Below are 22,688 nucleotides of genomic sequence, written 5' to 3'. Positions count from 1 at the left end.
CGGGCAGGCTTTTCGACATCAAGGACCTACGGACTCCAACCGACGGGGGGCGCGAGATGAACGCACTGCACAGCACCACCTCAAGCGCAGTTGTCACGCGCCTCCACGACGTCGCACGGAGCACCGAGAAGTCCGGCGCGGTGAACGGGCGGGGGTGCGTTCGCAGCGTCGGGCGTCAGCACAAGGCGCCGTACATGGTCGCCGTGGCTGACGGGGGAGCGGCGTACGGGGAGGTCACGGGGGAGCGTTCCTGCTCGGAGGCCGAGTTCACGGCCTACGTCCAGGAGCGCCGGGCCTCCCTGTACGCCACCGCCTACCACCTGACCGGTGACCGTTTCGAGGCCGAGGACCTGCTCCAGAGCGCGCTGTTCTCCACGTACCGCGCCTGGGACCGGATCAGCGACAAGGCCGCGGTCGGCGGCTACCTGCGCCGCACGATGACGAACCTGCACATCAGCGCGTGGCGGCGGCGCAAGCTCAACGAGTACCCGACCGAGGAGCTCCCGGAGACGGTGGGCGAGACGGACGCGATGCGCGGCACCGAACTGCGCGCGGTCCTCTGGCAGGCGCTGGCCCGTCTGCCCGAGCTCCAGCGCACGATGCTGGTCCTGCGCTACTACGAGGGCCGGACCGACCCGGAGATCGCGGAGATCCTGGACATCAGTGTCGGCACGGTGAAGTCGAGCATCTGGCGCTCGCTGCGGCGACTGCGCGAGGACGAGGTGCTGAGCTTCGGCCGTGACGAGGAGGAGTCCTTCGGCGAGCTGGTGGCCTGAAGGCGAGGGGGGAACACGGGGGATCCCACGGGGGAACGGGGATCTCACGGGGGAGACACGGGGGCCGTACGGGGGTACGGGTGAACCGGCGAGGGCCGGACAGGATCGGGGGATCCTGTCCGGCCCTCGGCGTGTCCGGGGTCGGCGGCCGCGGTCCCTGGGTCCTGTCGTCGAACTCCCGTCGTTGCCCGGAGGGCGGGAGTTCGACGACAGGGCCTAGCGCGCGGCCGGGGTGCGGCGGCGGCCCGCCGCGGCGGCGGCCAGGCGGCCCAGGGCCTCGTCCTTGGCGCAGGGGTGGGCGCCCAGCGCGGTCTGGCGGGCGACGATCGAGCGTTCGGCACGCATCAGCCGCCAGCCGCGGCGCAGCAGGAACGGCACCGACTTGCGGCCTTCCCTGAGGTCGCGCAGCAGTCGGCGGCGGAAGGTCGTCGAGGGGCGGCCGCGCAGGCATAGCGCGTCGGCGAGGACACCGAGTTCACGGCAGCGCTCCACGATGTCGGCGGCGAAGATGCCCTCCGCCACGAACAGCGGGGTCCGCTCGATGTCCAGCGTCTCGCGGTCCACGCGGGAGCTGGTGGCGATGTCGTACACGGGCACGAGGGTCCGTCCCGTACGGCACAGCTCGGTGATGGCGGCGACGGCGGCGTCCGCGTCCCAGGAGAGCGGGGAGTCCCAGTCGATGTCCGAACTGCCCTCCACACTGGGCAGGGAGGGGTCGTCGCACTCCTTGTAGAAGTCGTCGAGGCGCAGGACCGGCAGGCCGGTGCGGGCGGCGAGGGACGACTTGCCGGAGCCGGAGGGGCCCGCGAGCAGGACGACCCGGGTCGGGATCGGTAGGGAACTCACGGGACACCAGTGTGAACCATTACCCCGTAAAGGGGACCCCCGAGGTGACCCGTTGGTATCGAGCATCACACCTCCGCTACCGTCTGTGGCCGCCCTGTCACCCCGCGAAGCCGTTGGAAGGATCTCCATGGCGCGTCACGTACAGCCCCGCAACTCCCGCCGCAGCACCCTGCTCAAGGCCGGGCTCACCGTCACGGCGGCCGGTGCCGCCCTGCTCGGAGCGGGCGCAGCCGCCCAGGCCGCCGGCGGGGCGGGGCTGCCGCTGCCGGTGGACTCGCTGACCCGGACGGACGGCACCGCCGCGCTCGAGGGCGTCGGCCACGGCGTGGCGCCGCTGACCCGGCTCCAGATCGACCCGCTGGCCAACACGGGGGTGGACCCGCTCGACAACGGGCTCGGCACGCAGGTCGCCGACTTCAAGCCGGTGGGGACGAACCTCGTGACCGACCACGTCACGAAGGGCGGCGCACTGGCCGACCTGCCGGTGGCCGGACCGCTGACGCAGGGGCTGCTGCCGTAGGACGGCGACCCGGCGGGCGCGGGTTCGGCGTCTGCCCCGCCGTGGTCGGGTCCCTGCCGCTCGGCGGGTGCGGGGGTTCAGCGCCTGCCCCGCCGGAGCCGGCCCTGTGCCCCGCGGGGCTCGGACACCTTCGCGACCCCGCCGCCGTGCGGTCGGCCGCTGTGGGGCCGCAGGTCCTTCAGGCGGGCGCGCCACGGCCCGTCGGCCCTCTGCAGATGGACGATGAGCGGGCCCTCGGGCAGCGGCACGGTCTCCCGGCGCCTGCCGATCTCGTTGACGGCGGAGCGCCCGCGGTCGGGGAGGCTCGTGGGATCGTCGTGCTCCGCCAGCTCGTAGAGGTGGATGATGAAGTTGTCGGTGCCCCGGTAGTGGAAGGCGGCATCGGCCGTGCCGCCGGTGTGCAGCAGGACGTCCGGGCCCTCGCACTCCAGCCGGTCCTCGGTCAGGCGCCGGGCGGCCGCCAGCGGCAGCACCCGCATCTGCCAGGGGCCGTCCGCCCGCAGCTTCAGCCGCAGGCGGCCGTTCCCGGGCACGAGGGTCAGCACGCGGCCCCGGAAGTTCCGCTGCGTGCTGTTGACGAGGCTGGACCCCTCCTTGTTGAACCGGTTGAGCGGCCACAGACCCGTGTACCCGTCGCTGTCGACGGCGAGTTCGACCACGACCGGTCCGGGCGGGAGGCCCTCCACGGTGATGACGTCGTTGCCCGGGCCACTGCGCGTGTGCGGCTCGAAGACGGCGCCGAACGTCCAGTCCGGAACGGGAGGCGGGGCCGGGATCGGGGCGTCGGGCGCGGCCGGGACAGAGGCCTGGACAGGGGGCTGGAAGGGGACGGGGGCCGGTGCCGGCTGTGCCGCGGGCGGCGGCTGGACCGGAATCCGGGCCGGCGCCGGGACCGCCGTGTCGAGCGGCGCGGCCGCCGGGGTGTGCTCCGGCGCCGGCGGCCCGGCCGCCACGTCCACCCCGTGGTCCGTCGCCAGGCCTTCCAGACCGTCCAGATAGCCCTGACCCACCGCGCGGAACTTCCAGCCACCCGCGCGCCGGTACAGCTCCGCGAGCACCATCGCCGTCTCGCCGCCGGCGTCGGTCATGTCGTAGCGCGCGACCGAGGTGCCGTCCGGCGCGAACGCCTCCACGGACAGCCCGGTCACGTCGCGCAGCGCGCCCTCCTCGACCGAGGCGACCACGAGGACTCGGGAGATCTCCTCCTCGGCCGCCGTGAGGCCGGTCTCCAGCCATGCCGTGCCGTCCTCGCCCTCGACGAGCCGCACGGCTCCCGAAGCGTGGACCGGGGCGCCGTGGAACACGATGTCCGCGTCCCCCGGACCCGGCCCCGCTCCGTCAGCAGCAGCGCCGCGACGTCCACGCCGCCGCGCACGGCGACGCGCAGCGGCACCGTCGGGACGAAGGCGTTGCCTCCCTTGATCAGCGTTCCCATGACGTACCGACCCCTCCGGTCATGTCCCCTCCAAGATCGATCACCACCGGATCCTGCTGCGACCGGGAGGGCGGGGCAAGACCTCGCGAGGAAGGGCCGGAAACGGCGAACGGCCCCCGGGCGCACCCGGGGGCCGTTCGCTGCGCCGCGCCTAGTACGAGGAGCCGCTCGCGCCCAGCGAACCCGTCGGGTGCCAGACGGTCTTCGTCTCCAGGAACGCGGTCATCCGGTCCGTGCCCGGGGACTGGGCGAAGTCCTCGGCACGCGGGCGCAGGACGCGCTTCAGGTTGTCCGCCGCGGCGATCTCCAGGTCGCGGGCCAGGTCGGCGTCCGCGCCGGTCAGGTCGATCGCGTTGACGTCGAGGTGGGCCGCCAGGTGCGGGCCCATCTCGGCGGCCTTGCCGGACAGGATGTTGACCACGCCGCCGGGCAGGTCGGAGGTGGCGAGCACCTCGCCGAGGGAGAGGGCCGGGAGCGGGGACTTCTCGCTCGCGATGACGACGGCGGTGTTGCCGGTCGCGATGACCGGGGCGATCACCGAGACCAGGCCCAGGAAGGACGAGTCCTGCGGGGCCACGACCGTGACGACACCGGTCGGCTCCGGGGTCGACAGGTTGAAGTACGGGCCGGCGACCGGGTTGGCGCCGCCGACGACCTGGGCGATCTTGTCGGTCCAGCCCGCGTACCAGACCCAACGGTCGATCGCCGCGTCGACGACCGCCGCCGCCTTCGACTTCGACAGGCCCTCGGCCTCGCCGACCTCGCGGACGAACTGGTCCCGGCGGCCCTCCAGCATCTCGGCGACGCGGTAGAGGATCTGGCCGCGGTTGTACGCGGTCGCGCCCGCCCAGCCGCCGAAGGCCTTGCGGGCGGCGACGACCGCGTCACGGGCGTCCTTGCGGGAGGAGAGCGGCACGTTCGCCAGCCACTTGCCCTTCGAGTCCGTCACCTCGTACACCCGGCCGCTCTCGGAGCGGGGGAACTTGCCCCCGACGTACAGCTTGTAGGTCTTGAGGACGCTCAGCCGCGTCGCCGACTCAGACATCGAGGTAGGCCTCCAGACCGTGACGGCCGCCCTCGCGGCCGAAGCCCGACTCCTTGTAGCCGCCGAAGGGCGAGGTCGGGTCGAACTTGTTGAACGTGTTGGCCCACACGACGCCCGCACGGAGCTTGTTGGCGACCGCGAGGATGCGGGAGCCCTTCTCCGTCCAGATGCCCGCCGACAGGCCGTACTGGCTGTTGTTGGCCTTGGCGACGGCCTCGTCCGGCGTGCGGAAGGTCAGCACGGACAGCACCGGGCCGAAGATCTCGTCGCGGGCGACGGTGTGCGCCTGGGTGACGTTCGTGAAGAGCGTCGGGGCGAACCAGTAGCCGGCGGTCGGGATCTCGCAGGCGGCCGACCAGCGCTCGGCGCCCTCGGCCTCGCCCTGCTCGACGAGGGAGGTGATCCGGGCCAGCTGCTCCTCGGAGTTGATGGCGCCGATGTCGGTGTTCTTGTCGAGCGGGTCGCCCAGGCGCAGGGTGCTCAGGCGCCGCTTGAGGGAGTCGAGCAGCTCCTCGTGGATCGACTCCTGCACCAGGAGGCGGGAGCCCGCGCAGCAGACCTGGCCCTGGTTGAAGAAGATGCCGTTGACGATGCCCTCGACGGCCTGGTCGATCGGCGCGTCGTCGAAGACGATGTTGGCGCCCTTGCCGCCCAGCTCCAGGGTCAGCTTCTTGTCCGTGCCCGCCACCGACTTGGCGATGGCCCGGCCGACCGCGGTCGAGCCGGTGAAGGCGACCTTGTTGACGTCCGGGTGCTCGACGAGGGCCGCGCCCGTGGCGCCGTAGCCGGGGAGGATGTTGACGACGCCCCTGGGCAGGCCCGCCTGGCGGCAGATGTCCGCGAAGAACAGGGCGGAGAGCGGGGTGGTCTCGGCCGGCTTCAGGACGACCGTGTTGCCGGTCGCGAGCGCCGGGGCGATCTTCCACGCCAGCATCAGCAGCGGGAAGTTCCAGGGGATGACCTGGCCGGCCACGCCCAGCGGGCGCGGGTTCGCGCCGTAGCCTGCGTGGTCGAGCTTGTCGGCCCAGCCCGCGTAGTAGAAGAAGTGGGCGGCGACCAGCGGGAGGTCCGCGTCGCGGGTCTCCTTGATCGGCTTGCCGTTGTCCAGGGTCTCCAGGACGGCCAGTTCGCGGCTGCGCTCCTGGATGATCCGGGCGATCCGGAAGAGGTACTTGGCGCGCTCGGAACCGGGCAGCGCCGACCACTTCTCGAAGGCCTTGCGGGCCGCCTTGACCGCGCGGTCCACGTCCTCGGTGCCCGCCTGGGCGATCTCGGCGAGCACCTCCTCGGTGGACGGGGAGACGGTCTTGAAGACCTTGCCGTCGGCCGCCTCGACGAACTCGCCGTCGATGAACAGGCCGTAGGAGGGCGCGATGTCGACGACGGACCGGGACTCGGGCGCCGGTGCGTACTCGAATGCAGATGCCATGTTGATCAGTCCACCGTCACGTAATCGGGGCCGGAGTAGTGGCCGGTCGCCAGCTTCTGACGCTGCATCAGCAGGTCGTTCAGCAGGCTGGAGGCACCGAAGCGGAACCAGTGGTTGTCCAGCCAGTCCTCGCCCACGGTCTCGTTGACCAGGACCAGGAACTTGATGGCTTCCTTCGTGTTGCGGATGCCGCCGGCCGGCTTCACGCCGATCTGGACGCCGGTCTGGGCGCGGAAGTCGCGCACGGCCTCCAGCATCAGGAGCGTGTTGGCGGGGGTGGCGTTGACCGCGACCTTGCCGGTCGAGGTCTTGATGAAGTCCGCGCCGGCCATCATGCCGAGCCAGGAGGCGCGGCGGATGTTGTCGTACGTGGACAGTTCGCCCGTCTCGAAGATCACCTTCAGGCGGGCGCGGTCGCCGCACTCGACCTTGACGGCGGCGATCTGCTCGTACACCTCCAGGTAGCGGCCGGCGAGGAAGGCGCCACGGTCGATGACCATGTCGATCTCGTCGGCGCCGGCGGCGATGGCGTCGGCCGTGTCGGCGATCTTCACCGGCAGGGCGGCGCGCCCGGCGGGGAAGGCGGTGGCGACGGAGGCGACCTTGACGCCGGAGCCCTGCACGGCGGCCTTGGCGGTGGCCACCATGTCGGGGTAGACGCAGACGGCGGCGGTCGTCGGGGTCGAGCGGTCGGTGGGATCGGGATTGACGGCCTTGGCGGCGAGCGCCCGGACCTTGCCCGGGGTGTCCGCGCCTTCGAGCGTCGTCAGGTCGATCATCGAGATGGCCAGGTCGATGGCGTAGGCCTTGGCCGTGGTCTTGATCGATCGCGTACCGAGGGACGCGGCGCGCGCCTCCAGGCCGACGGCGTCGACGCCGGGCAGCCCGTGGAGGAAGCGGCGCAGCGTGCTGTCGGACGCGGTTACGTCGGCGAAAGCAGTTGCTGCGTGTGCAGTGGTGGGCATGGTCACCAGTCGAGCATATCTACGCGCGTAGCGGCGTGTACAGGGGGCCGCTCGTCCGTGCGTGCGAAAGCGCAGGTGAGTCCGTGGGTGGAGGAGGGCGGGTGAGTCCCGTCACACGCCTGTGACACGGAGTGGACAAGTCCCCTACGCAAGATCAGTAACGTTTCTTCTGCAGCCAGCCAGAACTCACCGGCCCCGCCCGTACGAGATGTCAGCGGCATGCGGCTCTCCCGTCCACCACCTGACTGTCTTCAGGAGTCGTTATGCGCACCGCCCTTCGCACCGCCGTCGCCACCGCCCTCCTCGCGGGCCTCGCGATCACCCCGGTCGCCGCCACCGGCTCCGCCTTCGCGGCGGACGGCCCGGCGGCCGGCGCGGAGAACCCGACGGCCGGCACCCTCGTTCGGACCGAGACCCTCTCGGACGGCACCGTCGTCAAGATCTACCAGCTGGGCCCGACCTGGTACCGCGCCGACGCCTTCGCGAACGGCGCGCCGATCGGCTCCGTCGAGGCGAACGGGCGGCCGCGCGCGGCCAACAACAACGGCATGTTCCTCGTCCTCTTCGAGGACGGCCGCACGCTCTCGTGGGCGGGCAACGTCGTCTACGAGACCAAGCTCGGCCTGTACCGGCTGGCCGACGGCACCGTTCTGGAGCTCGGCAAGAACCCGAAGGACGGCCGTGTGGGCCTCCAGCTGATCGAGAACGGCAAGGGACGCGGCTTCACCTACACGAACGACCCCGTCCGCACGGTGTGGACGTTCGGGAAGGCCGTCGTCACCCTGGCGACCGGCGGCGGCGAGTTCGCCGCGTACGTCCCCGGCTCGGCCAAGCAGGCCGCCCCGGTCTACCTCGGGACCAAGCCGGAGCCGAAGCCCCAGGACCAGCCGCCGGCCGAGATCCTCAGCGGCCCGACCGTCACCTCCATCTGCACCGTCAAGGAAGAGGTCCGCTCCTCGTTCGGCGAGGGCTGGGTCGTGACCCTCACCAACGACTCGACCAAGGGACCCGAGGCCGTCCTCCGGAACCGGGGCACCGTCGTGGCCACGGCCGACCGCGCACACCCGCTCGACTCCGTCCACGGTCTGAAGATCGAGCGCGCCGACACCCTCACCCCGCGCTTCGGGCAGCGCACGCAGGGCGGTGACACGCCGTACCGCTGGAACGACTTCCCGAAGCTCCCCAAGGGCTGCCTGCAGCCGACCCCCGCGAAGCCGACCACCCCGGCCACGACCGCCCCGGCCACGACCGCCCCGCAGACCGGCACCCAGGGCGGCCAGACCAGCGTCGTCCCCAAGGGCGGCGTCGCCGCCGGTGCCGAGTTCGGCACCGTCGAGCAGGGCAACGACGCCGCGCTGCTCGCCTCCTCCGCGGGCGCCGTCGCGGTCGTCGCCGCCGGCCTCGGCTTCACCGCCCTGCGCCGCCGTGCCGCCGGCCGCGGCTGACCCGGGCATCCGACCCGCGGCTCACCCGGGCTCCTGAGTCCCTCCCGCACGGCGCACACCCCTCACAGCGCCGCCGACCCCCTCCGGCGGGCCGCCCTCCTCCTCGGCGGCCCGCCGCACCCGTTCCCCGGAGCACGCCCATGACCCGCCGCCCCCTCCTCCTCGCCCTCGTCGGCGCCACCGCCGCCCTCGCTCTCTCCGGCTGCGCCGCGTCCGCCGACCCCGCGGCCGCGCCCGCGCGCCCGACGGTCCCGGCCCCGCGCGTCGCGACGACGGCCGCGCCCGCCCCGGCCGGACAGCTCGCGACCGCGCCGCTCACCCGCTCCGAACCCGTCCGGGTCCGGATCCCCGCCGCCGGCGTCGACACCGGCCCGGTCCTGCGGCTCGGTCTGAACCGGGACGGCAGCGTCCAGGTGCCGTCCGTCGCCCAGGCCGACCGGATCGGCTGGTACGACAAGGGCGTCACGCCCGGCGAGACCGGTCCCGCCGTCCTCATCGGCCACTACGACACCGCGGACGGCCCCGCCGTCCTGCGCGACGTCGGCCGCATCCACGTCGGCGACCGTGTCACCGTCACGCGCGCCGACGGCACGGACGCGGTGTTCCGCGTGCGCGAGCTGGAGCAGGTCGACAAGAAGGCCTTCCCGACCGAGAAGGTCTACGGCGACACCGAGCGCCCCGAGCTCCGTCTCATCACGTGCGGCGGCGAGCTGGTGAACGGGCACCGCCCGGACAACGTCGTGGTGTACGCGGACCTGATGGCGGCTCCCGCGGCCTGAGCGGGGCGAGGGCGGCCGGGGACGGGCAGGACGCCGCCGAGCCCCCTACGCCACCGCCGCGCGCCTGAGGCAGAATCGGGCGCATGACGCCCCCCGAGCCGCCCGCCGCACAGCCCTCCGAGCCCGCCCAGGAGGACCGCGCCTACCGGTCGCCCCTCGGCATCGCGGGTGGGGTCTTCCTGCTCCTCCTCGCCGTCGTCCTGGGCGGGGACTCGATCATCCGCGGAGAGGGCCGCACCCCCTGGCTGGCGCTCGCCTCGCTGATCCTCGTCATCCCGCTGATCGTGGCCTTCACCATCCGGCCCGTCGTCTACGTGAACGACCGGCGGCTGCGCATCCGCAACCCGTTCCGCACCATCGTGCTGCCGTGGGGGTCGGTCGCCGACCTCCGGGCCGGCTACTCCAGCGAGGTCTTCACGCAGGACGGCGCCAAGTACCAGCTGTGGGCCGTCCCCGTCTCGCTGCGCCAGCGCAAGCGCGCCGCCCGCCAGGCCGCCAAGGCCGCGCAGGACGACCCGCACGGGCGTACCTCGGCCACCGCCGACGTCCGGGACAGCAAGGCCCGTACCGCTCCCGCCGACCAGACCGTCGCCGACCTGCGCGAGATGGCCGAGCGCCGCGCCGGGGCCCCCGAGGCGCAGGGCGAGCCGCGGATCCGCTGGGCGTACGAGATCATCGCGCCCGCGGTCGCCGGTCTGGTGCTGCTGATCGTGCTCACCGCGACCGGCTGAGACGTCCGTCCGAACGCCCGAGGGCCGGGTGCGCACCACGCGGTGTGCACCCGGCCCTCGGGGTTTGCGGTCCTTCGGCCTCAGGGGCCGTAGAACCCGGCGACGTCGGCGATGAGGTCGAGTGAGCCGTTGCGGTTGTAGAAGGTGACCTTGCCGTCCTTGACGGGGACGACGACGAGGTTGGGGACGGTCTGTCCGGCGACCACGTTGAGGTTGGACGCGCTGGTGCGGGTGGTGCCGTACGGGTAGGCAGAGACGAAGGTCGCCGCCGTCGGGTTGGTGGCGGTGACGTTCAGGACGACGGCGGTGACGCCGTCGGCGGGGACGCCGCCCTTGCCCGTGACGGTCAGGGTGACGGTCTTGTCCGCGCCGAGCTTGGCCTTGGGGACGCCGGTGCCGGAGCGGGTGTCCATGAGGCGGGCCGGGGTCACCGGCTCGTACAGCGATCCTGACGTTCCGCTGGTGAAGTAGCCGGCGACGTCGGCGATGAGGTCGAGTGAGCCGTTGCGGTTGTAGAAGGTGACCTTGCCGTCCTTGACGGGGACGACGACGAGGTTGGGGACGGTCTGTCCGGCGACCACGTTGAGGTTGGACGCGCTGGTGCGGGTGGTGCCGTACGGGTAGGCAGAGACGAAGGTCGCCGCCGTCGGGTTGGTGGCGGTGACGTTCAGGACGACGGCGGTGACGCCGTCGGCGGGGACGCCGCCCTTGCCCGTGACGGTCAGGGTGACGGTCTTGTCCGCGCCGAGCTTGGCCTTGGGGACGCCGGTGCCGGAGCGGGTGTCCATGAGGCGGGCCGGGGTCACCGGCTCGTAGAGCGAACCCTTGCCCGAGAGCGTGTAGTAGCCGGCGACGTCGGCGATGAGGTCGAGCGAGCCGTTGCGGTTGTAGAAGGTGACCTTGCCGTCCTTGACGGGGACGACGACGAGGTTGGGGACGGTCCGGCCGGCGACCACGTTCAGGTTCGACGCGCTCGTGCGCGTCGTCCCGTACGGGTAGGCCGAGACGAACGTCGCCGCCGTCGCGTTCGTCGCCGTGACGTTGAGGACCACGGCCGAGACCCCCTTCGCGGGGACGCCGCCCTTGCCCGTGACGGTCAGGGTGACGGTCCCGTCCGCGCCGAGCTTGGCCTTGGGGACGCCGGTGCCGGAGCGGGTGTCCATCAGGCGCGTCGGCGTCACCGGCTCGTACCGCCCGGTGGCCAGCGTGGACTGCCCGCGCACGAGCGCCACGTCGCCGGAACGGGTGAGCGCCGGGCCCACGCCGTCCGCGGGGGCGGCCGACAGGGTCCAGTCGTACAGCCCGTCCGGCAGCGCGTTCCCCGCCGCGTCCTTCCCGTCCCAGTCCGGCTTCACGAGACCGCGGGCCTCGCCGCCCTCAAGGGTGCGCACGACCGTGCCCGCGCTGTCCCGGACGTCGATCTTCCAGGAGGCGGCGGGCTTGCTCAGCCACCACTTCGCGGCCCACGTCGGCTTCGCCGCCCTGCGGTCCACGGTCGTGGTCTCCTCGGCGTCCAGGAGACGCAGCGGCGAGGCCGGGACGCCCGTCGGCACGACGTGGATGTTCTGGTCCGCGTCCACCAGGCCCACGTGGCCGCCGAAGCGGTCGACGGTCCAGCCGTAGTCCGGCCGGGAGTCGGCCACGGTGCCGACGGCCCGGGTCGCGCCGCCGCCGCGCAGCGGCGTGACGGAGACCGTGCCGCCCTTCTCGTGGGCCAGGTAGCCGTCGCCGAGCAGCGCGCCGGTGTGCGCCGGCAGGGAGACGTTCGCCAGGGTGTCGAGGTTCTTCACGCCGGAGCCCGACGCGCACTTCCAGTACGCGAAGGAGCCCACGACCTGCAGCCCGGTGAGGTCGCAGCCGGCCAGCTTCACGGTGCGCCTCGCCGTGCCGGTGCGCACGTCGATCGCGTCCACGGTGCCCGTGACGGTGGACTCGGTCCACAGGGTGGCGCCGTGGAGGGAGGTCTGGCGGGTGCCGAGGTCGCGACGGAACACGACCTTCTTCGCGTCGAGGTCGTAGACCTCGTTCACGAGGCCGGGGCTGGGGTACGAGCTCGCCCGGTACGCCGCGTAGCGGCCCTCGGCCTGGTAACCGCTGGGATAGTCGACGTCGGTGTCGGTCCACACGGCGTCGTCCATGCCCTGGCCCTCGTCGGCCACGTGCAGGTTGCCCGGGTACGCGTAGAAGACCAGCCGTCCGTCACCGGTGGGGATCACCGGGACGCACTCGGGGGAGCAGCGGCCCGGAGTGGGGCTCTCGTGCTCGTACCCCCGGTCGGTCTTCGGGCCCGCGGCGAGCTCGCCGCTGACGGTGAGCTCGCGGGTGGTCACCCGGCCGTAGAGGTCGTTGTAGCCGCCCGCGTCGAGGCCGGAGTGCTCGGAGGCGTTCAGCACGCCCTGGGCGATGGCGAACCGCCGGGTCTGGGCGACCGTGTCGGGGGTCTCGTAGACCTGGGTGAGGACCGGGGCCGAGCCGTTCTCCGGGAAGGTGACCTTGTGCACGGCGGGCTGCCCCTCCGCGCCCGTGACGGTGGCGAGCACGCCGCCGTCGGGGGTGGGGACCACCTCCGCCGCGTCGAAGGCCGGGCGGGGCGCGCCGCCCGCGAGCGGGTACAGCGCGTACGGGTCGTCGCCCCTCTGGTCCTTCACCCGCGTCAGGAACTCCTGGCCCACCAGGGCCGCGCCCTCGGGCGGGGCCTCGGGCAGCGTGATCTCCGCCGTGGGCGCGGAGAGGTCACCGGTCAGGTCCCAGACGCTCAGCCGCTTGGCCGGGGCGTCCCAGGTGAAGGCCCGCGACCCGTTCACCGACGGGGCGTAGCCGGTGACGTCGTAGGGCATCCCGGTCGGCCGGAGCGCCCCGTCGGCGAGGCGGACCCAGCCGAGGTGGGTCTTGCCGTTCAGCGAGTACGCGACGAAGAAGCCCTGTCCGTTGCCCTGCCGCCCGCGGTGCTCCGAGACGGTGGAGATCCAGGCGGCGCCGCTCGGGGCGGGCACCTTGACGTCCTTCTGCACGCCGTTCTCGACCGACAGGAGGTGGACGGCCTTGTCCTCGCCGTTGGTGAGGACCTTGCCGCCCTGGACGCTCGCGAAGTACTGCGCCCGCGGGATCGTCACGGTCCGCTCGGGGCCGTTCGGCCCGTCCTGGAGGACGACCCGGTCGTTGTACTGGCGCGCGATGACGTCGCCGCCGCCGCCGTGCAGCGCGTACGCGCCCTCGGGGCCGAAGCGGGTCGGCTGCCCACCCGCATAGGGCACCCAGGCGAAGCCGCGGGAGTCCTCGTGCAGGAAGCCGGTGTCGCCGGCGAAGCGGAACCTGCCCGTACTGGGCGAGTGTTCCGGCGCGATGGTCAGCGGTGCCTGTGCCGTGGGCGCCTCCGCCGCGACCGCCGTCCCCCCGGAGAGCGGTGCGAGCGAGGCGACGGCCGCCGCGACGGCGACAGCGGTCGCCGTCAGACGTCTGCCTCCGCCGGTCCTCCGGTAGCCGCCTGATCGTGTGTCACGCAACGTGTCCCCCCTCAGAGTCACTAGTGGTTCACGTGTCAACCTCCCGAGGTTAGACCCTGTCCTTCCGTTCGAACTCGCGATCGGTCGTCACAACCTCGTCCCAGTTCGTCACGGTTCCGTGACAGGGGCCTCACGGCGGCCCCGGCCACACCAGCAGCATGTAGCCGCCCAGCCACGCCGAGGACAGCGCCGCGCCTCCCAGCACCAGGGCCGCGGCCGGGACCCGGGCACGGGCCACGGCCAGGGCCACGGGCAGCAGCAGGGGGAAGCCCGGGACGAGGAAGCGGGCGCGCGGGAAGTACACGCCGCCGCTGCCCAGGACGACCAGCAGCAGCACCCCGGTGAAGACCAGGAGCGGCAGCGGCTGGCGGTCCGCCACGGACAGCACGTACAGGGCCGTGAAGAGGAGCAGCACGGCGGAGACCGCCACCAGGAACAGCTGCGGATGGCGGGAGTAGACCAGGAGGTCGCGCAGGACGCGCAGGGTGCCCGCACCGCCGTCCCACGCGTTCTCCCAGGTCCGCTGGACGGCGAAGTAGCCGTCCCAGCGGCCGAGCCGCAGCCCCACCCAGCCCACGAAGCCGAGCCAGCCCAGCGGGGCCGCGACGGCGGCCGCGAGGGCACGGCGCTCGCCGCGCCGGGCCGCGAGCAGCGCCGTCACCGACACGGCGGCGGCGACCGCGATCCCCGTCGGGCGGGTCAGCCCGGCGGCCACGGCCAGGGCCGCCGCCCCCGCCCAGCGGCCGCTCAGGACCGCGTACAGCGCCCCGGCCGCGAGCGCCGTGAACAGCGACTCCGTGTAGCCCATCCACTGCACGACCGCCGCCGGCGACGCGCCCCACAGCACCGCGAGGACCGTGCCCGTGCGGCGCCCGTGCAGCCGCTCGCCCACGGCGAAGACCCCCAGGGCGGCGACCAGCGAGCAGACCCCGGCGAGGACCAGGGCGACGGAGGCGCGGGAGCCGGGGGTGACGGCGGCGACGGCCTTGATCATGGCCGGGTAGAGGGGGAAGAACGCCAGGTTGTTGTGGTTGGTGCGAGTGCCGAGCTCGTGGTCGTAACCGTGGTCGGCGATCCCCAGGTACCAGCCCGAGTCCCACGAGGTGGCGATCGTCGGCCACACGCCGTGGCCCTTGAGGTGCGCCCAGCGGGCCAATACCAGCAGTCCCAGCAGCCGGACGAGCAGGTAGCCGAGGAGGGCGGGGGCGGCCCGCCGGAGCAGCCCGGGATCCGGTCGGGGAGCGGGCCTGCGCGCGGCGGGTACGGAGGGACGCGGGGTCAGCACCGGCGACACGGGGGGCACGGGGGACACGGTGGCCCGGTGCGCCCGGGCACGGAGGGCGCGTTACGGCGCCTGCCGTAGCGAATTCACTCGGACGGGAAGCCCGGAGGGCCCGTACGGAATCGTCTCCGTACGGGCCCTCCGGCCGCTTCGGCGCCCCGGGGCCCGGGTGTCCCGGGCTTCGGGGGGGGGCCTGAGCTCCGGGGTGTTGCCCGGCCCCAGGGATCGCGTGCGCTCGCGTGCGCCTGCCTGGTCCGTAGCTCCGGAGCGGATCAGAGACCGGCGGCCTCCGCCAGGTCCTTCTTGATCGCATCGAGGACCCGGGCGCCCGTCGCGCGGGCCGTCGCCAGCTCGCTCGCGTCGGCGACTGGCACCACGACCTCCAGGTAGCACTTGAGCTTCGGCTCGGTGCCGCTCGGACGGACGATCACGCGGGCCCTGTAGTCGCCCTCCAGGTGGTAGCGCAGACCGTCGGTCGGGGGCAGCGACTCCGTGCCCTTCGTCAGGTCCTCCGCCGAGACGACGGTCAGACCGGCCAGGCTGACCGGCGGCTTCCCGCGCAGCGCGGACATCGCGTCGGCGATGACGCTCAGGTCCTCGACGCGCACCGAAAGCTGGTCCGTGGCGTGCAGGCCGTGCGCGACCGCCAGGTCGTCCAGCAGGTCGGTGAGCGTGCGGTCGCGCTCCTTCAGCTCCGAGGCCAGCTCGGCGACGAGCAGCGCCGCCGTGATGCCGTCCTTGTCACGGACGCCCTCGGGATCGACGCAGTAGCCGAGCGCCTCCTCGTAGCCGTAGCGCAGGCCCTCGACGCGGGCGATCCACTTGAAACCGGTGAGGGTCTCCTCGTAGCCGACCCCGGCCGCCTCGGCGATGCGGCCGAGCAGCGAGGATGACACGATCGACTCGGCGAACACGCCCCGGGCGCCCTTGTGCACCAGGTGCGCGGCGAGCAGCGCGCCCACCTCGTCGCCGCGGAGCATCCGCCAGCCGCCGTCGACGGAGGCGTCCGGGACGGCGACGGCGCAGCGGTCGGCGTCCGGGTCGTTGGCGATGACGATGTCCGGGTCCACGGCGCGGGCCGCCTCGAAGGCGAGGTCCATGGCGCCGGGCTCCTCCGGATTGGGGAACGCGACGGTCGGGAACGCCGGGTCGGGGTCCGCCTGCTCGGCGACGAGCGCGGGAGGCGGGAAGCCGTGCCGGGCGAAGGCGGCCGTGAGGACCTCCTTGCCGACGCCGTGCATGGCCGTGTAGACGGTCCGGACCGTGCGGGGGGAGCCGGGGGACAGGATGGCGTCGGTACGGGCCAGGTAGGCCTCCAGGACCTCGTCGCCCAGCACCTCCCAGCCGGTCTCCGGGCGCGGCACGTCCGCGAGCGCGCGCACGGCGGCGATCTCGGCGGCGATCTCTGCGTCGGCGGGCGGGACGATCTGCGAGCCGTCGCCCAGGTACACCTTGTAGCCGTTGTCGCGCGGCGGGTTGTGGCTTGCGGTCACCTCGACGCCGGCGACGGCACCCAGGTGCCTTATGGCGTACGCCAGGACGGGCGTCGGCAGCGGGCGGGGCAGCAGCGCGGCGCGCAGGCCGGCGCCGATCATCACCGCGGCCGTGTCGCGGGCGAAGTCCGCGGACTTGTAGCGGGCGTCGTAACCGATGACGACGAGGCCGTCGGACCGCCCCTTCGCCTTCAGGTACGCGGCGAGGCCGGCGGCGGCGCGGATGACCACGGAGCGGTTCATGCGCATGGGGCCCGCCCCCAGCTCGCCGCGGAGCCCGGCGGTGCCGAACTGCAGCGTGCCGGCGAAGCGGGCGGCGAGCTCGACGGTGGCCCCGCGGTCGAGGAGCGCGCCGAGCTCCTCACGGGTCTCCTGATCGGGGTCCTCGGCGAGCCACGCCTGGGCCCGGGCGAGGAGGTCGTCCTGCGTCACGGTGGTGTGCCTTTCGGAGTGTGTGCGGGCGGAGCGTAAACGTGCGGGCGTTTCGAGCGGGGCTGTTCTTCTCCCCGCCCCGCCCCTTCCCGTAACCGGGGGCTCCGCTCCCCGACCCCCGTGGCCGGGGGCTTCCCGGCGCCCCCGGTGGGGGCCGGCGCCTCATGGGCCGAACGGACGGCCTGATCGCGGACCGCGTCCCCTGGGCGTCGCCCGCGCCACGGACCGCGTCCTCCGGGGACGCCCCGGGCGGGGCCACGTCCGCTGGACGTCGCCCGGAGCGCGGGCCACGTCCCCCGGGCGTCGCCCGCGACACGGACCACGCCCCCTGGGACGTCCCCCGGGCGCGGACCCGCCATCGGGCGGCTCGACCGGTCCCGGGCCGCGCGCCGAGGGCACCGTCCGTCGCGGACCGCGCCCCGCGGGTTCCGCCTCAACCGGGGGCGGCCTCCGGCCGGGCGAGGCTCGGGGCGGCGCCCCGACCCGCGGGGGTTCGCCCGGTGGTCTCCGGGGCCGGGGCCCTCAAGGGGTCCAGGACCCGGCCGCCACCGCGCGTCCCGCGAGGAGGCGCGGTTCCGTTCGAAGGGGGACGGGCGCCCACGCGGGGCGGGCGCTGCCCCGGTTCCGGGAAGGGGCGGGGTGCGGGAGGGAGTCCCGCGCAGCGAACCGCGCGGGAGGATCAGATGCGGTCGAGGACGCGGGTCAGGAGTTCGCCCATGCGCGCCGCCGAGTCGCGGCCCGCCTGGAGGACCTCCTCGTGGTTCAGCGGCTCGCCCGACAGGCCCGCCGCCAGGTTCGTCACGAGGGAGATGCCCAGGACCTCGGCGCCGGCCTCGCGGGCCGCGATGGCCTCCAGGACGGTGGACATGCCGACCAGGTCGCCGCCCATGACACGGACCATGTTGATCTCGGCCGGGGTCTCGTAGTGCGGGCCGGGGAACTGGACGTACACGCCCTCCTCCAGCGTCTCGTCGACCTCCTTGCACAGCGCGCGCAGCCGCGGCGAGTACAGGTCGGTGAGGTCCACGAAGTTCGCGCCGACGATCGGCGAGGCGCCCGTCAGGTTGAGGTGGTCGCTGATGAGGACCGGCTGGCCGGGGCGCATGCCCTCGCGCAGGCCGCCGCAGCCGTTGGTCAGGACGATCGTCTTGCAGCCCGCGGCGACGGCGGTGCGGACGCCGTGCGCGACGGACGCGACGCCACGGCCCTCGTAGTAGTGCGTGCGGCCGAGGAAGACCAGCGCGCGCTTCTCGCCGATCTTGTACGAGCGGATCTTGCCGCCGTGGCCCTCGACGGCCGGCGGCGGGAAGCCGGGCAGTTCGGTGACCGGGAACTCGGCCTCGGGCGCGCCGAGCGCGTCCACGGCGGGGGCCCAGCCGGAGCCCATGACCAGGGCGACGTCGTGGTTCTCGACTCCGGTCAGCTCGCGAAGGCGCGCGGCGGCGGCCTCGGCGGCCTCGTACGGGGTGGCAGTAGCGTTCACTGACTCTCTCGCCTCGGGGAGGGGGGTCCGAGGGGAGCCCCGGACGGATTTGATACGCGAAGCAGCCTAGCCCGAGAATCCCTACGCGCGTAGATGACTCCGCGCACGGACCTGCGATCGTTGTCTTGTCGTTTCCGACGAAGAGATCGGTGAACCGTTCCTCGCGGACTCCGCCGTGGGCGCGACGGCGTCCTCGCCGACTCCGTCAGCAGGGGCGCTTGCGCAGCTCCATCACGTAGTCGTGCGGTGCGCCCGCCGACTCCGCGGCGTCGGCGACCTCGCCCAGGTAGCGGGCGGACGGCAGGCCGCCCTCGTACGCGTTGAGCACGTACACCCAGGCCGCCTCCTCGCCGTCGAGGGTGTGCACCCGGACCCGCATGCGGCGGTAGATGTCGAGACCGACGCCCTCCCAGCGGTCCATGGAGTCCTCGTCCATGGGTGCGATGTCGTAGAGCGCGACGAAGACCTGGGAACGGGGCGCCTCCACGATGGTGGCCAGCGCGCCCTCCCACCCCATCTGCTCCCCGCCGAAGGTCAGCCGCCAGCCGTTCAGCCAGCCGGTGCCGCGCAACGGGGAGTGCGGTGCGCGGCGCGTCATGAGCCGCGCGTCGAGGTTGCCGGCGTACGCGGCGTAGAGCGACATGGGGTCGAGGGTACGGGAGGGGGCGGGGTGGTTGACGAAGACCGTGGTCGGCGGCCTCCTGGCCGGATTCCGACGGTGCCGGCGGGGCCGTCCCACCCGCCGGTGAGGCCCCGGCGCGTGGTCCGGCCGCGCGTACGGGAGAATGGAGCACGCACTTGAAGCGTGCGGGACAATGGCGTACGCACTGCAGCCCAGCGGGGGACCCCCCGGCAGAACGAGAGCGCGAGGCGTAGATCCCAGTGACCCGGATCGTGATCATCGGCGGCGGACCCGGCGGATACGAGGCGGCCCTGGTGGGCGCCCAACTCGGCGCGGAGGTGACCGTCGTCGACTGCGACGGTCTCGGCGGCGCGTCCGTCCTGACCGACTGCGTCCCCTCCAAGACCCTGATCGCCACGGCCGAGGTGATGACCACCTTCGACTCCTCCTACGAGGAGCTGGGCATCATCGTCGCGGACGACACCCCGCACATCGAGCAGGCGGCCCGCGTCGTCGGCGTGGACCTGGGCAAGGTCAACCGCCGTGTGAAGCGGCTCGCCCTCGCCCAGTCGCACGACATCACCGCCTCCGTCACCCGGGCCGGCGCCCGCGTCCTGCGCGGCCGCGGCCGGCTCGACGGCCGGCAGGCGATGGACGGCTCCCGCCAGGTGATCGTCACCGCCGCCGACGGCAGCGAGGAGACGCTGACCGCCGACGCCGTGCTGATCGCGACCGGCGGACACCCGCGCGAGCTGCCGGACGCCAAGCCGGACGGCGAGCGGATCCTCAACTGGACCCAGGTCTACGACCTCAAGGAGCTCCCCGAGGAGCTCATCGTGGTCGGTTCCGGTGTCACCGGTGCCGAGTTCGCCGGCGCCTACCAGGCGCTCGGGTCCCGGGTCACCCTCGTGTCCAGCCGCGACCGCGTGCTGCCCGGCGAGGACCCGGACGCCGCCGCCGTGCTCGAGGACGTCTTCCGGCGGCGCGGCATGAACGTCATGGCCCGCTCCCGCGCCGAGTCCGCGAAGCGGGTCGGCGACCGCGTCGAGGTCGCCCTCTCCGACGGCCGCGTCATCTCCGGAACCCACTGCCTCATGGCCGTCGGCGCCATCCCGAACACGGCCGGAATGGGGCTGGAGGAGGCCGGCGTCCGCCTGAAGGACTCCGGGCACATCTGGACCGACAAGGTCTCCCGCACCTCCGCCCCCGGCGTGTACGCCGCCGGTGACGTCACCGGCGTCTTCGCGCTCGCCTCCGTCGCCGCCATGCAGGGCCGGATCGCGATGTACCACTTCCTGGGCGACGCCGTGGCGCCGCTCAACCTGAAGACCGTGTCGTCGAACGTCTTCACCGACCCCGAGATCGCCACCGTCGGCTACACCCAGGCCGACGTCGACGCCGGCAAGATCGACGCCCGCGTCGTCAAGCTGCCGCTGCTGCGCAACCCGCGCGCCAAGATGCAGGGCATCCGGGACGGCTTCGTGAAGATCTTCTGCCGTCCGGGCACCGGGATCGTCGTCGGCGGCTGTGTCGTCGCCCCGCGCGCGAGCGAGCTGATCCACCCGATCTCGATCGCGGTCGACAACAATCTGACGGTCGAACAGATCGCAAATGCTTTCACCGTGTACCCCTCCCTGTCGGGCTCGATCGCGGAAGTGGCACGGCAGTTGCACACCCGAAAGATCGCCGGCGAGGCCTGAGTCCTCCGGCTGTCGCCGACCGGCCACCGTTCCCGCCTGCGGGAACGGTTCACCGACTCGGACAACCCCCGGCAAGCCGGGGCATAGAACGATCAACGACGGGGTCCCCCATACCACTTGGGGACCCCGCTTGTGCGCATCTTCTGCAATTCGGCGCATACTGCTGAAAAGTATCGGCCGGTCACGTTACTGTCAGTTTCGTGTTCGCTGCAGAACGTCGCCAGTTGATCCTCGAAATGGTGCGCGCCAATGGAGCCGTGTCGCTCCGCGAGCTCGCCCGCGTCGTCCAGACCTCAGAAGTGACCGTACGGAGGGACGTACGGGCCCTGGAGGCAGAAGGACTCCTCGACCGCCGGCACGGCGGTGCGGTACTGCCGGGCGGGTTCACCCGAGAATCCGGTTTCCCGCAGAAATCCCATCTCGCGACCGCCGAGAAGACGGCCATCGCCGACGTCGCCGCGAGCCTCGTCGAAGAGGGCGAGGCCATCGTCCTCGGCGCGGGTACCACCACGCAGGAGCTGGCCCGCAGGCTCGCCCGGGTGCCCGGGCTCACGGTCGTCACCAACTCGCTGCTCGTCGCCCAGGCCCTCGCCCACGCCAACCGGGTCGAGGTCGTCATGACCGGCGGCACCCTGCGCGGCTCCAACTACGCCCTCGTGGGCAGCGGGGCCGAGCAGTCGCTGCAGGGCCTGCGGGTCTCCCGCGCCTTCCTCTCGGGCAGCGGTCTGACCGCCGAGCGCGGCCTCTCCACGTCCAACATGCTCTCCGCGAGCGTGGACCGGGCCCTGGTACAGGCGGCGGCGGAGGTCGTGGTCCTCGCCGACCACACCAAGCTCGGCACCGACACCATGTTCCAGACGGTGCCCACGGACGTGATCACGCGCCTGGTGACGGACGAGCCGCCCGCTCACGACGAGCGCGCCGCCACCGAGCTCCAGGCCCTGGCCGACCAGGGCGTGCAGATCGCGGTGGCCGGTACGGGCGCCGGAGGACACGGGGGCGAGCAGCACCCCCCGGGCGGCCGTCCGCGCCGTGACCTTCCGCTGCCGGGACAGCGCGGCCGGATGCCGGGCGGACAGTTCCGCGGTGGCCCGGGCGGCCCCCTCACGAACGAGGTCCTCGCCCCGGAACGCGCCGTCCGCGTCGCGGACATGCGGCGCCGCTGAGTCGTCGTCGAGACGCCGTCGGAGCCGTCGCGGCGGTTCGCGCCGGGCCCCGGAGTCGGTGCGGCCTCACGCTCGCAGGCCGCGCACCGTCAGATCCAGCAGTCGGTCCGCCAACTCCGGGTCCTCCGGGGACCGTTCGGCGGCCAGGGCGATGCCGTTGGTGAGCTTCATCAGGTCGGCGATCGACACGTCCGCGCGGACCCGCCCGGCCTCCTGGGCGCGGGCGAGGAGGCGCATGCCGGCCGCGCGCAGCGGCTCGCTGCACTCGGCGAGCGCCGAACTCCGCCCGTACGAGACGGACATGAGGGCCACCGAAAGCCCCCGGTACTCGCCGGCGTGGGCGATCAGGGTGCGCAGCCACGCGACGAGCGCGGCGCACGGGTCGGAGGCCTCGGCGAGGTCCGCCGAGCGGTCGAGCAGGGCGGCGAGGGCGTCCTGGAAGACGGCGCCGAGCAGGGCCTCGCGGCTGGGGAAGTGCCGGTAGAGGGTGCCGATGCCGACTCCGGCGCGGCGCGCGATGTCCTCCAGGGACGCGTCCGTGCCGTGCGCGGCGAAGGCGGCGCGGGCCTCGGCGAGCAGTCGCTCGTGGTTGCGACGCGCGTCGGCGCGCATACGGCGTCCTCCCTCGAACGGTGTCCCCTGCGGCGAAGGGCCCGCCGGCGGTGACGCCTGCGGGCCCTTCGTACCGTACCCCGGTGCTCCGGGGCCGGGTTCAGTCCTTGATCTCGCAGATCGCGGCGCCGGAGGTGAGGGAGGCGCCGACCTCGGCGTTGAGGCCCTTGACGGTGCCCGAGCGGTGGGCGTTGAGGGGCTGCTCCATCTTCATGGCCTCCAGGACCACGATGAGGTCGCCCTCGTTGACCTCCTGGCCCTCTTCGACGGCGACCTTGACGATGGTGCCCTGCATCGGGGAGGCGAGGGTGTCGCCGGAGGCGGTGGGGCCGGACTTCTTGGCGGCGCGGCGCTTGGGCTTGGCGCCGGCGGCGAGGCCGGTGCGGGCCAGGGTCATGCCCAGGGACGACGGGAGGGAGACCTC

General features: G+C 73.2%; 19 protein-coding genes. 7 read left to right on the top strand and 12 right to left on the bottom strand.

The genetic code is table 11. The annotated features are described in order from the left end of the window. The first annotated feature begins 56 nt into the window (after window positions 1-56). Window positions 57-776: a SigE family RNA polymerase sigma factor gene (locus ACIRQF_RS19855; protein WP_376635698.1), complete on the top strand. Its 720-nt coding sequence runs from the start codon at window positions 57-59 to the stop codon at window positions 774-776. A gap of 216 nt (window positions 777-992) precedes the next feature. Here the strand turns inward: ACIRQF_RS19855 and ACIRQF_RS19850 are convergent, their stop codons facing one another. Beyond that, a complete protein-coding gene (locus ACIRQF_RS19850) occupies window positions 993-1,688 on the bottom strand; it encodes a uridine kinase (RefSeq protein WP_376635700.1) in 696 nt (231 codons plus the stop codon). 61 nt (window positions 1,689-1,749) lie between these two features. On the opposite strand from ACIRQF_RS19850, the gene ACIRQF_RS19845 reads away from it, so the two are divergent. Beyond that, the gene (locus tag ACIRQF_RS19845) at window positions 1,750-2,142 is read left to right on the top strand and encodes a hypothetical protein (protein ID WP_376635701.1); all 393 of its coding nucleotides are present in this window, start codon (window positions 1,750-1,752) and stop codon (window positions 2,140-2,142) included. A 77-nt stretch (window positions 2,143-2,219) separates the two neighbouring features. On the opposite strand, the gene ACIRQF_RS19840 is transcribed toward ACIRQF_RS19845, so the two are convergent. From ACIRQF_RS19840 to deoC, 4 genes are all read right to left on the bottom strand, one after another. Then, window positions 2,220-3,410 (bottom strand): TerD family protein, encoded by a 1,191-nt coding sequence (locus ACIRQF_RS19840; RefSeq protein ID WP_404093674.1) that lies wholly within the window; start codon window positions 3,408-3,410, stop codon window positions 2,220-2,222. A 318-nt stretch (window positions 3,411-3,728) separates the two neighbouring features. Further along, window positions 3,729-4,622, bottom strand: coding sequence for an aldehyde dehydrogenase family protein (locus tag ACIRQF_RS19835; RefSeq protein WP_376635705.1), 894 nt, complete (start codon window positions 4,620-4,622; stop codon window positions 3,729-3,731). Continuing rightward, window positions 4,615-6,051 carry an aldehyde dehydrogenase family protein gene (locus ACIRQF_RS19830; RefSeq protein ID WP_376635707.1) on the bottom strand — a complete coding sequence of 479 codons (1,437 nt, stop codon included), beginning with the start codon at window positions 6,049-6,051 and terminating at the stop codon, window positions 4,615-4,617. Before ACIRQF_RS19830 ends, ACIRQF_RS19835 begins: the two co-directional genes overlap by 8 nt. A 5-nt stretch (window positions 6,052-6,056) precedes the next feature. Continuing rightward, a complete protein-coding gene (deoC, locus tag ACIRQF_RS19825; RefSeq protein WP_404093671.1) occupies window positions 6,057-7,016 on the bottom strand; it encodes a deoxyribose-phosphate aldolase in 960 nt (319 codons plus the stop codon). A gap of 263 nt (window positions 7,017-7,279) precedes the next feature. On the opposite strand from deoC, the gene ACIRQF_RS19820 reads away from it, so the two are divergent. The 3 genes from ACIRQF_RS19820 (at window position 7,280) to ACIRQF_RS19810 (ending at window position 9,971) form a co-directional block, all read left to right on the top strand. Then, entirely contained in the window at window positions 7,280-8,461 is a 1,182-nt protein-coding gene (locus ACIRQF_RS19820; protein ID WP_404093668.1) for a hypothetical protein, read from the top strand. A 140-nt stretch (window positions 8,462-8,601) separates the two neighbouring features. Next, complete coding sequence (locus ACIRQF_RS19815) at window positions 8,602-9,240, top strand: class F sortase (protein WP_404093665.1); 639 nt, start codon at window positions 8,602-8,604, stop codon at window positions 9,238-9,240. Between the two features lie 83 nt (window positions 9,241-9,323). After that, window positions 9,324-9,971 carry a PH domain-containing protein gene (locus tag ACIRQF_RS19810; RefSeq protein ID WP_376635715.1) on the top strand — a complete coding sequence of 216 codons (648 nt, stop codon included), beginning with the start codon at window positions 9,324-9,326 and terminating at the stop codon, window positions 9,969-9,971. A gap of 80 nt (window positions 9,972-10,051) precedes the next feature. Here the strand turns inward: ACIRQF_RS19810 and ACIRQF_RS19805 are convergent, their stop codons facing one another. From ACIRQF_RS19805 to ACIRQF_RS19785, 5 genes are all read right to left on the bottom strand, one after another. Then, window positions 10,052-13,474 carry a FlgD immunoglobulin-like domain containing protein gene (locus ACIRQF_RS19805; protein WP_404093662.1) on the bottom strand — a complete coding sequence of 1,141 codons (3,423 nt, stop codon included), beginning with the start codon at window positions 13,472-13,474 and terminating at the stop codon, window positions 10,052-10,054. A gap of 130 nt (window positions 13,475-13,604) precedes the next feature. Next, the gene (locus ACIRQF_RS19800; protein WP_376635755.1) at window positions 13,605-14,768 is read right to left on the bottom strand and encodes a mannosyltransferase family protein; all 1,164 of its coding nucleotides are present in this window, start codon (window positions 14,766-14,768) and stop codon (window positions 13,605-13,607) included. 260 nt (window positions 14,769-15,028) lie between these two features. Beyond that, window positions 15,029-16,681: a phospho-sugar mutase gene (locus ACIRQF_RS19795; RefSeq protein ID WP_382485402.1), complete on the bottom strand. Its 1,653-nt coding sequence runs from the start codon at window positions 16,679-16,681 to the stop codon at window positions 15,029-15,031. A gap of 679 nt (window positions 16,682-17,360) precedes the next feature. Further along, window positions 17,361-18,164: a purine-nucleoside phosphorylase gene (locus ACIRQF_RS19790; protein ID WP_376635720.1), complete on the bottom strand. Its 804-nt coding sequence runs from the start codon at window positions 18,162-18,164 to the stop codon at window positions 17,361-17,363. Window positions 18,165-18,369: 205 nt separating this feature from the next. Continuing rightward, window positions 18,370-18,807: a gamma-glutamylcyclotransferase gene (locus ACIRQF_RS19785; protein ID WP_376635722.1), complete on the bottom strand. Its 438-nt coding sequence runs from the start codon at window positions 18,805-18,807 to the stop codon at window positions 18,370-18,372. Between the two features lie 239 nt (window positions 18,808-19,046). On the opposite strand from ACIRQF_RS19785, the gene ACIRQF_RS19780 reads away from it, so the two are divergent. Together ACIRQF_RS19780 and ACIRQF_RS19775 are read left to right on the top strand one after the other, a co-directional pair. Next, on the top strand, window positions 19,047-20,486 hold the full coding sequence (locus ACIRQF_RS19780; RefSeq protein ID WP_376635724.1) for an NAD(P)H-quinone dehydrogenase: 1,440 nt from the start codon (window positions 19,047-19,049) through the stop codon (window positions 20,484-20,486). 236 nt (window positions 20,487-20,722) lie between these two features. After that, a complete protein-coding gene (locus ACIRQF_RS19775; protein WP_404094519.1) occupies window positions 20,723-21,652 on the top strand; it encodes a DeoR/GlpR family DNA-binding transcription regulator in 930 nt (309 codons plus the stop codon). 66 nt (window positions 21,653-21,718) lie between these two features. On the opposite strand, the gene ACIRQF_RS19770 is transcribed toward ACIRQF_RS19775, so the two are convergent. Then, complete coding sequence (locus tag ACIRQF_RS19770) at window positions 21,719-22,264, bottom strand: TetR/AcrR family transcriptional regulator (RefSeq protein ID WP_376635726.1); 546 nt, start codon at window positions 22,262-22,264, stop codon at window positions 21,719-21,721. Between the two features lie 100 nt (window positions 22,265-22,364). Further along, window positions 22,365-22,688, bottom strand: a 324-nt coding sequence (locus ACIRQF_RS19765) for an acetyl-CoA carboxylase biotin carboxyl carrier protein subunit (protein ID WP_404093658.1), incomplete at its 5' end; no start/stop codon positions are given.

Origin of the sequence: Streptomyces sp. NPDC101191 (assembly GCF_044767915.1) — a bacterium.
In the GTDB taxonomy this organism is placed as follows: Bacteria; Actinomycetota; Actinomycetes; order Streptomycetales; family Streptomycetaceae; genus Streptomyces.
This window is presented reverse-complemented; position numbering and strand designations above follow the sequence as displayed.

What these genes read in the sequence shown, in the direction of transcription:
- ACIRQF_RS19820 (WP_404093668.1), top strand. Translation starts at nt 7,280, where the DNA reads ATGCGCACCGCCCTTCGCACCGCCGTCGCCACCGCCCTCCTCGCGGGC.
- ACIRQF_RS19770 (WP_376635726.1), bottom strand. Translation starts at nt 22,264, where the DNA reads ATGCGCGCCGACGCGCGTCGCAACCACGAGCGACTGCTCGCCGAGGCC.
- ACIRQF_RS19850 (WP_376635700.1), bottom strand. Translation starts at nt 1,688, where the DNA reads ATGCTCGATACCAACGGGTCACCTCGGGGGTCCCCTTTACGGGGTAAT.
- deoC (WP_404093671.1), bottom strand. Translation starts at nt 7,016, where the DNA reads ATGCCCACCACTGCACACGCAGCAACTGCTTTCGCCGACGTAACCGCG.
- ACIRQF_RS19810 (WP_376635715.1), top strand. Translation starts at nt 9,324, where the DNA reads ATGACGCCCCCCGAGCCGCCCGCCGCACAGCCCTCCGAGCCCGCCCAG.
- ACIRQF_RS19775 (WP_404094519.1), top strand. Translation starts at nt 20,723, where the DNA reads ATGGTGCGCGCCAATGGAGCCGTGTCGCTCCGCGAGCTCGCCCGCGTC.
- ACIRQF_RS19830 (WP_376635707.1), bottom strand. Translation starts at nt 6,051, where the DNA reads ATGGCATCTGCATTCGAGTACGCACCGGCGCCCGAGTCCCGGTCCGTC.
- ACIRQF_RS19835 (WP_376635705.1), bottom strand. Translation starts at nt 4,622, where the DNA reads ATGTCTGAGTCGGCGACGCGGCTGAGCGTCCTCAAGACCTACAAGCTG.
- ACIRQF_RS19785 (WP_376635722.1), bottom strand. Translation starts at nt 18,807, where the DNA reads ATGTCGCTCTACGCCGCGTACGCCGGCAACCTCGACGCGCGGCTCATG.
- ACIRQF_RS19815 (WP_404093665.1), top strand. Translation starts at nt 8,602, where the DNA reads ATGACCCGCCGCCCCCTCCTCCTCGCCCTCGTCGGCGCCACCGCCGCC.
- ACIRQF_RS19855 (WP_376635698.1), top strand. Translation starts at nt 57, where the DNA reads ATGAACGCACTGCACAGCACCACCTCAAGCGCAGTTGTCACGCGCCTC.
- ACIRQF_RS19845 (WP_376635701.1), top strand. Translation starts at nt 1,750, where the DNA reads ATGGCGCGTCACGTACAGCCCCGCAACTCCCGCCGCAGCACCCTGCTC.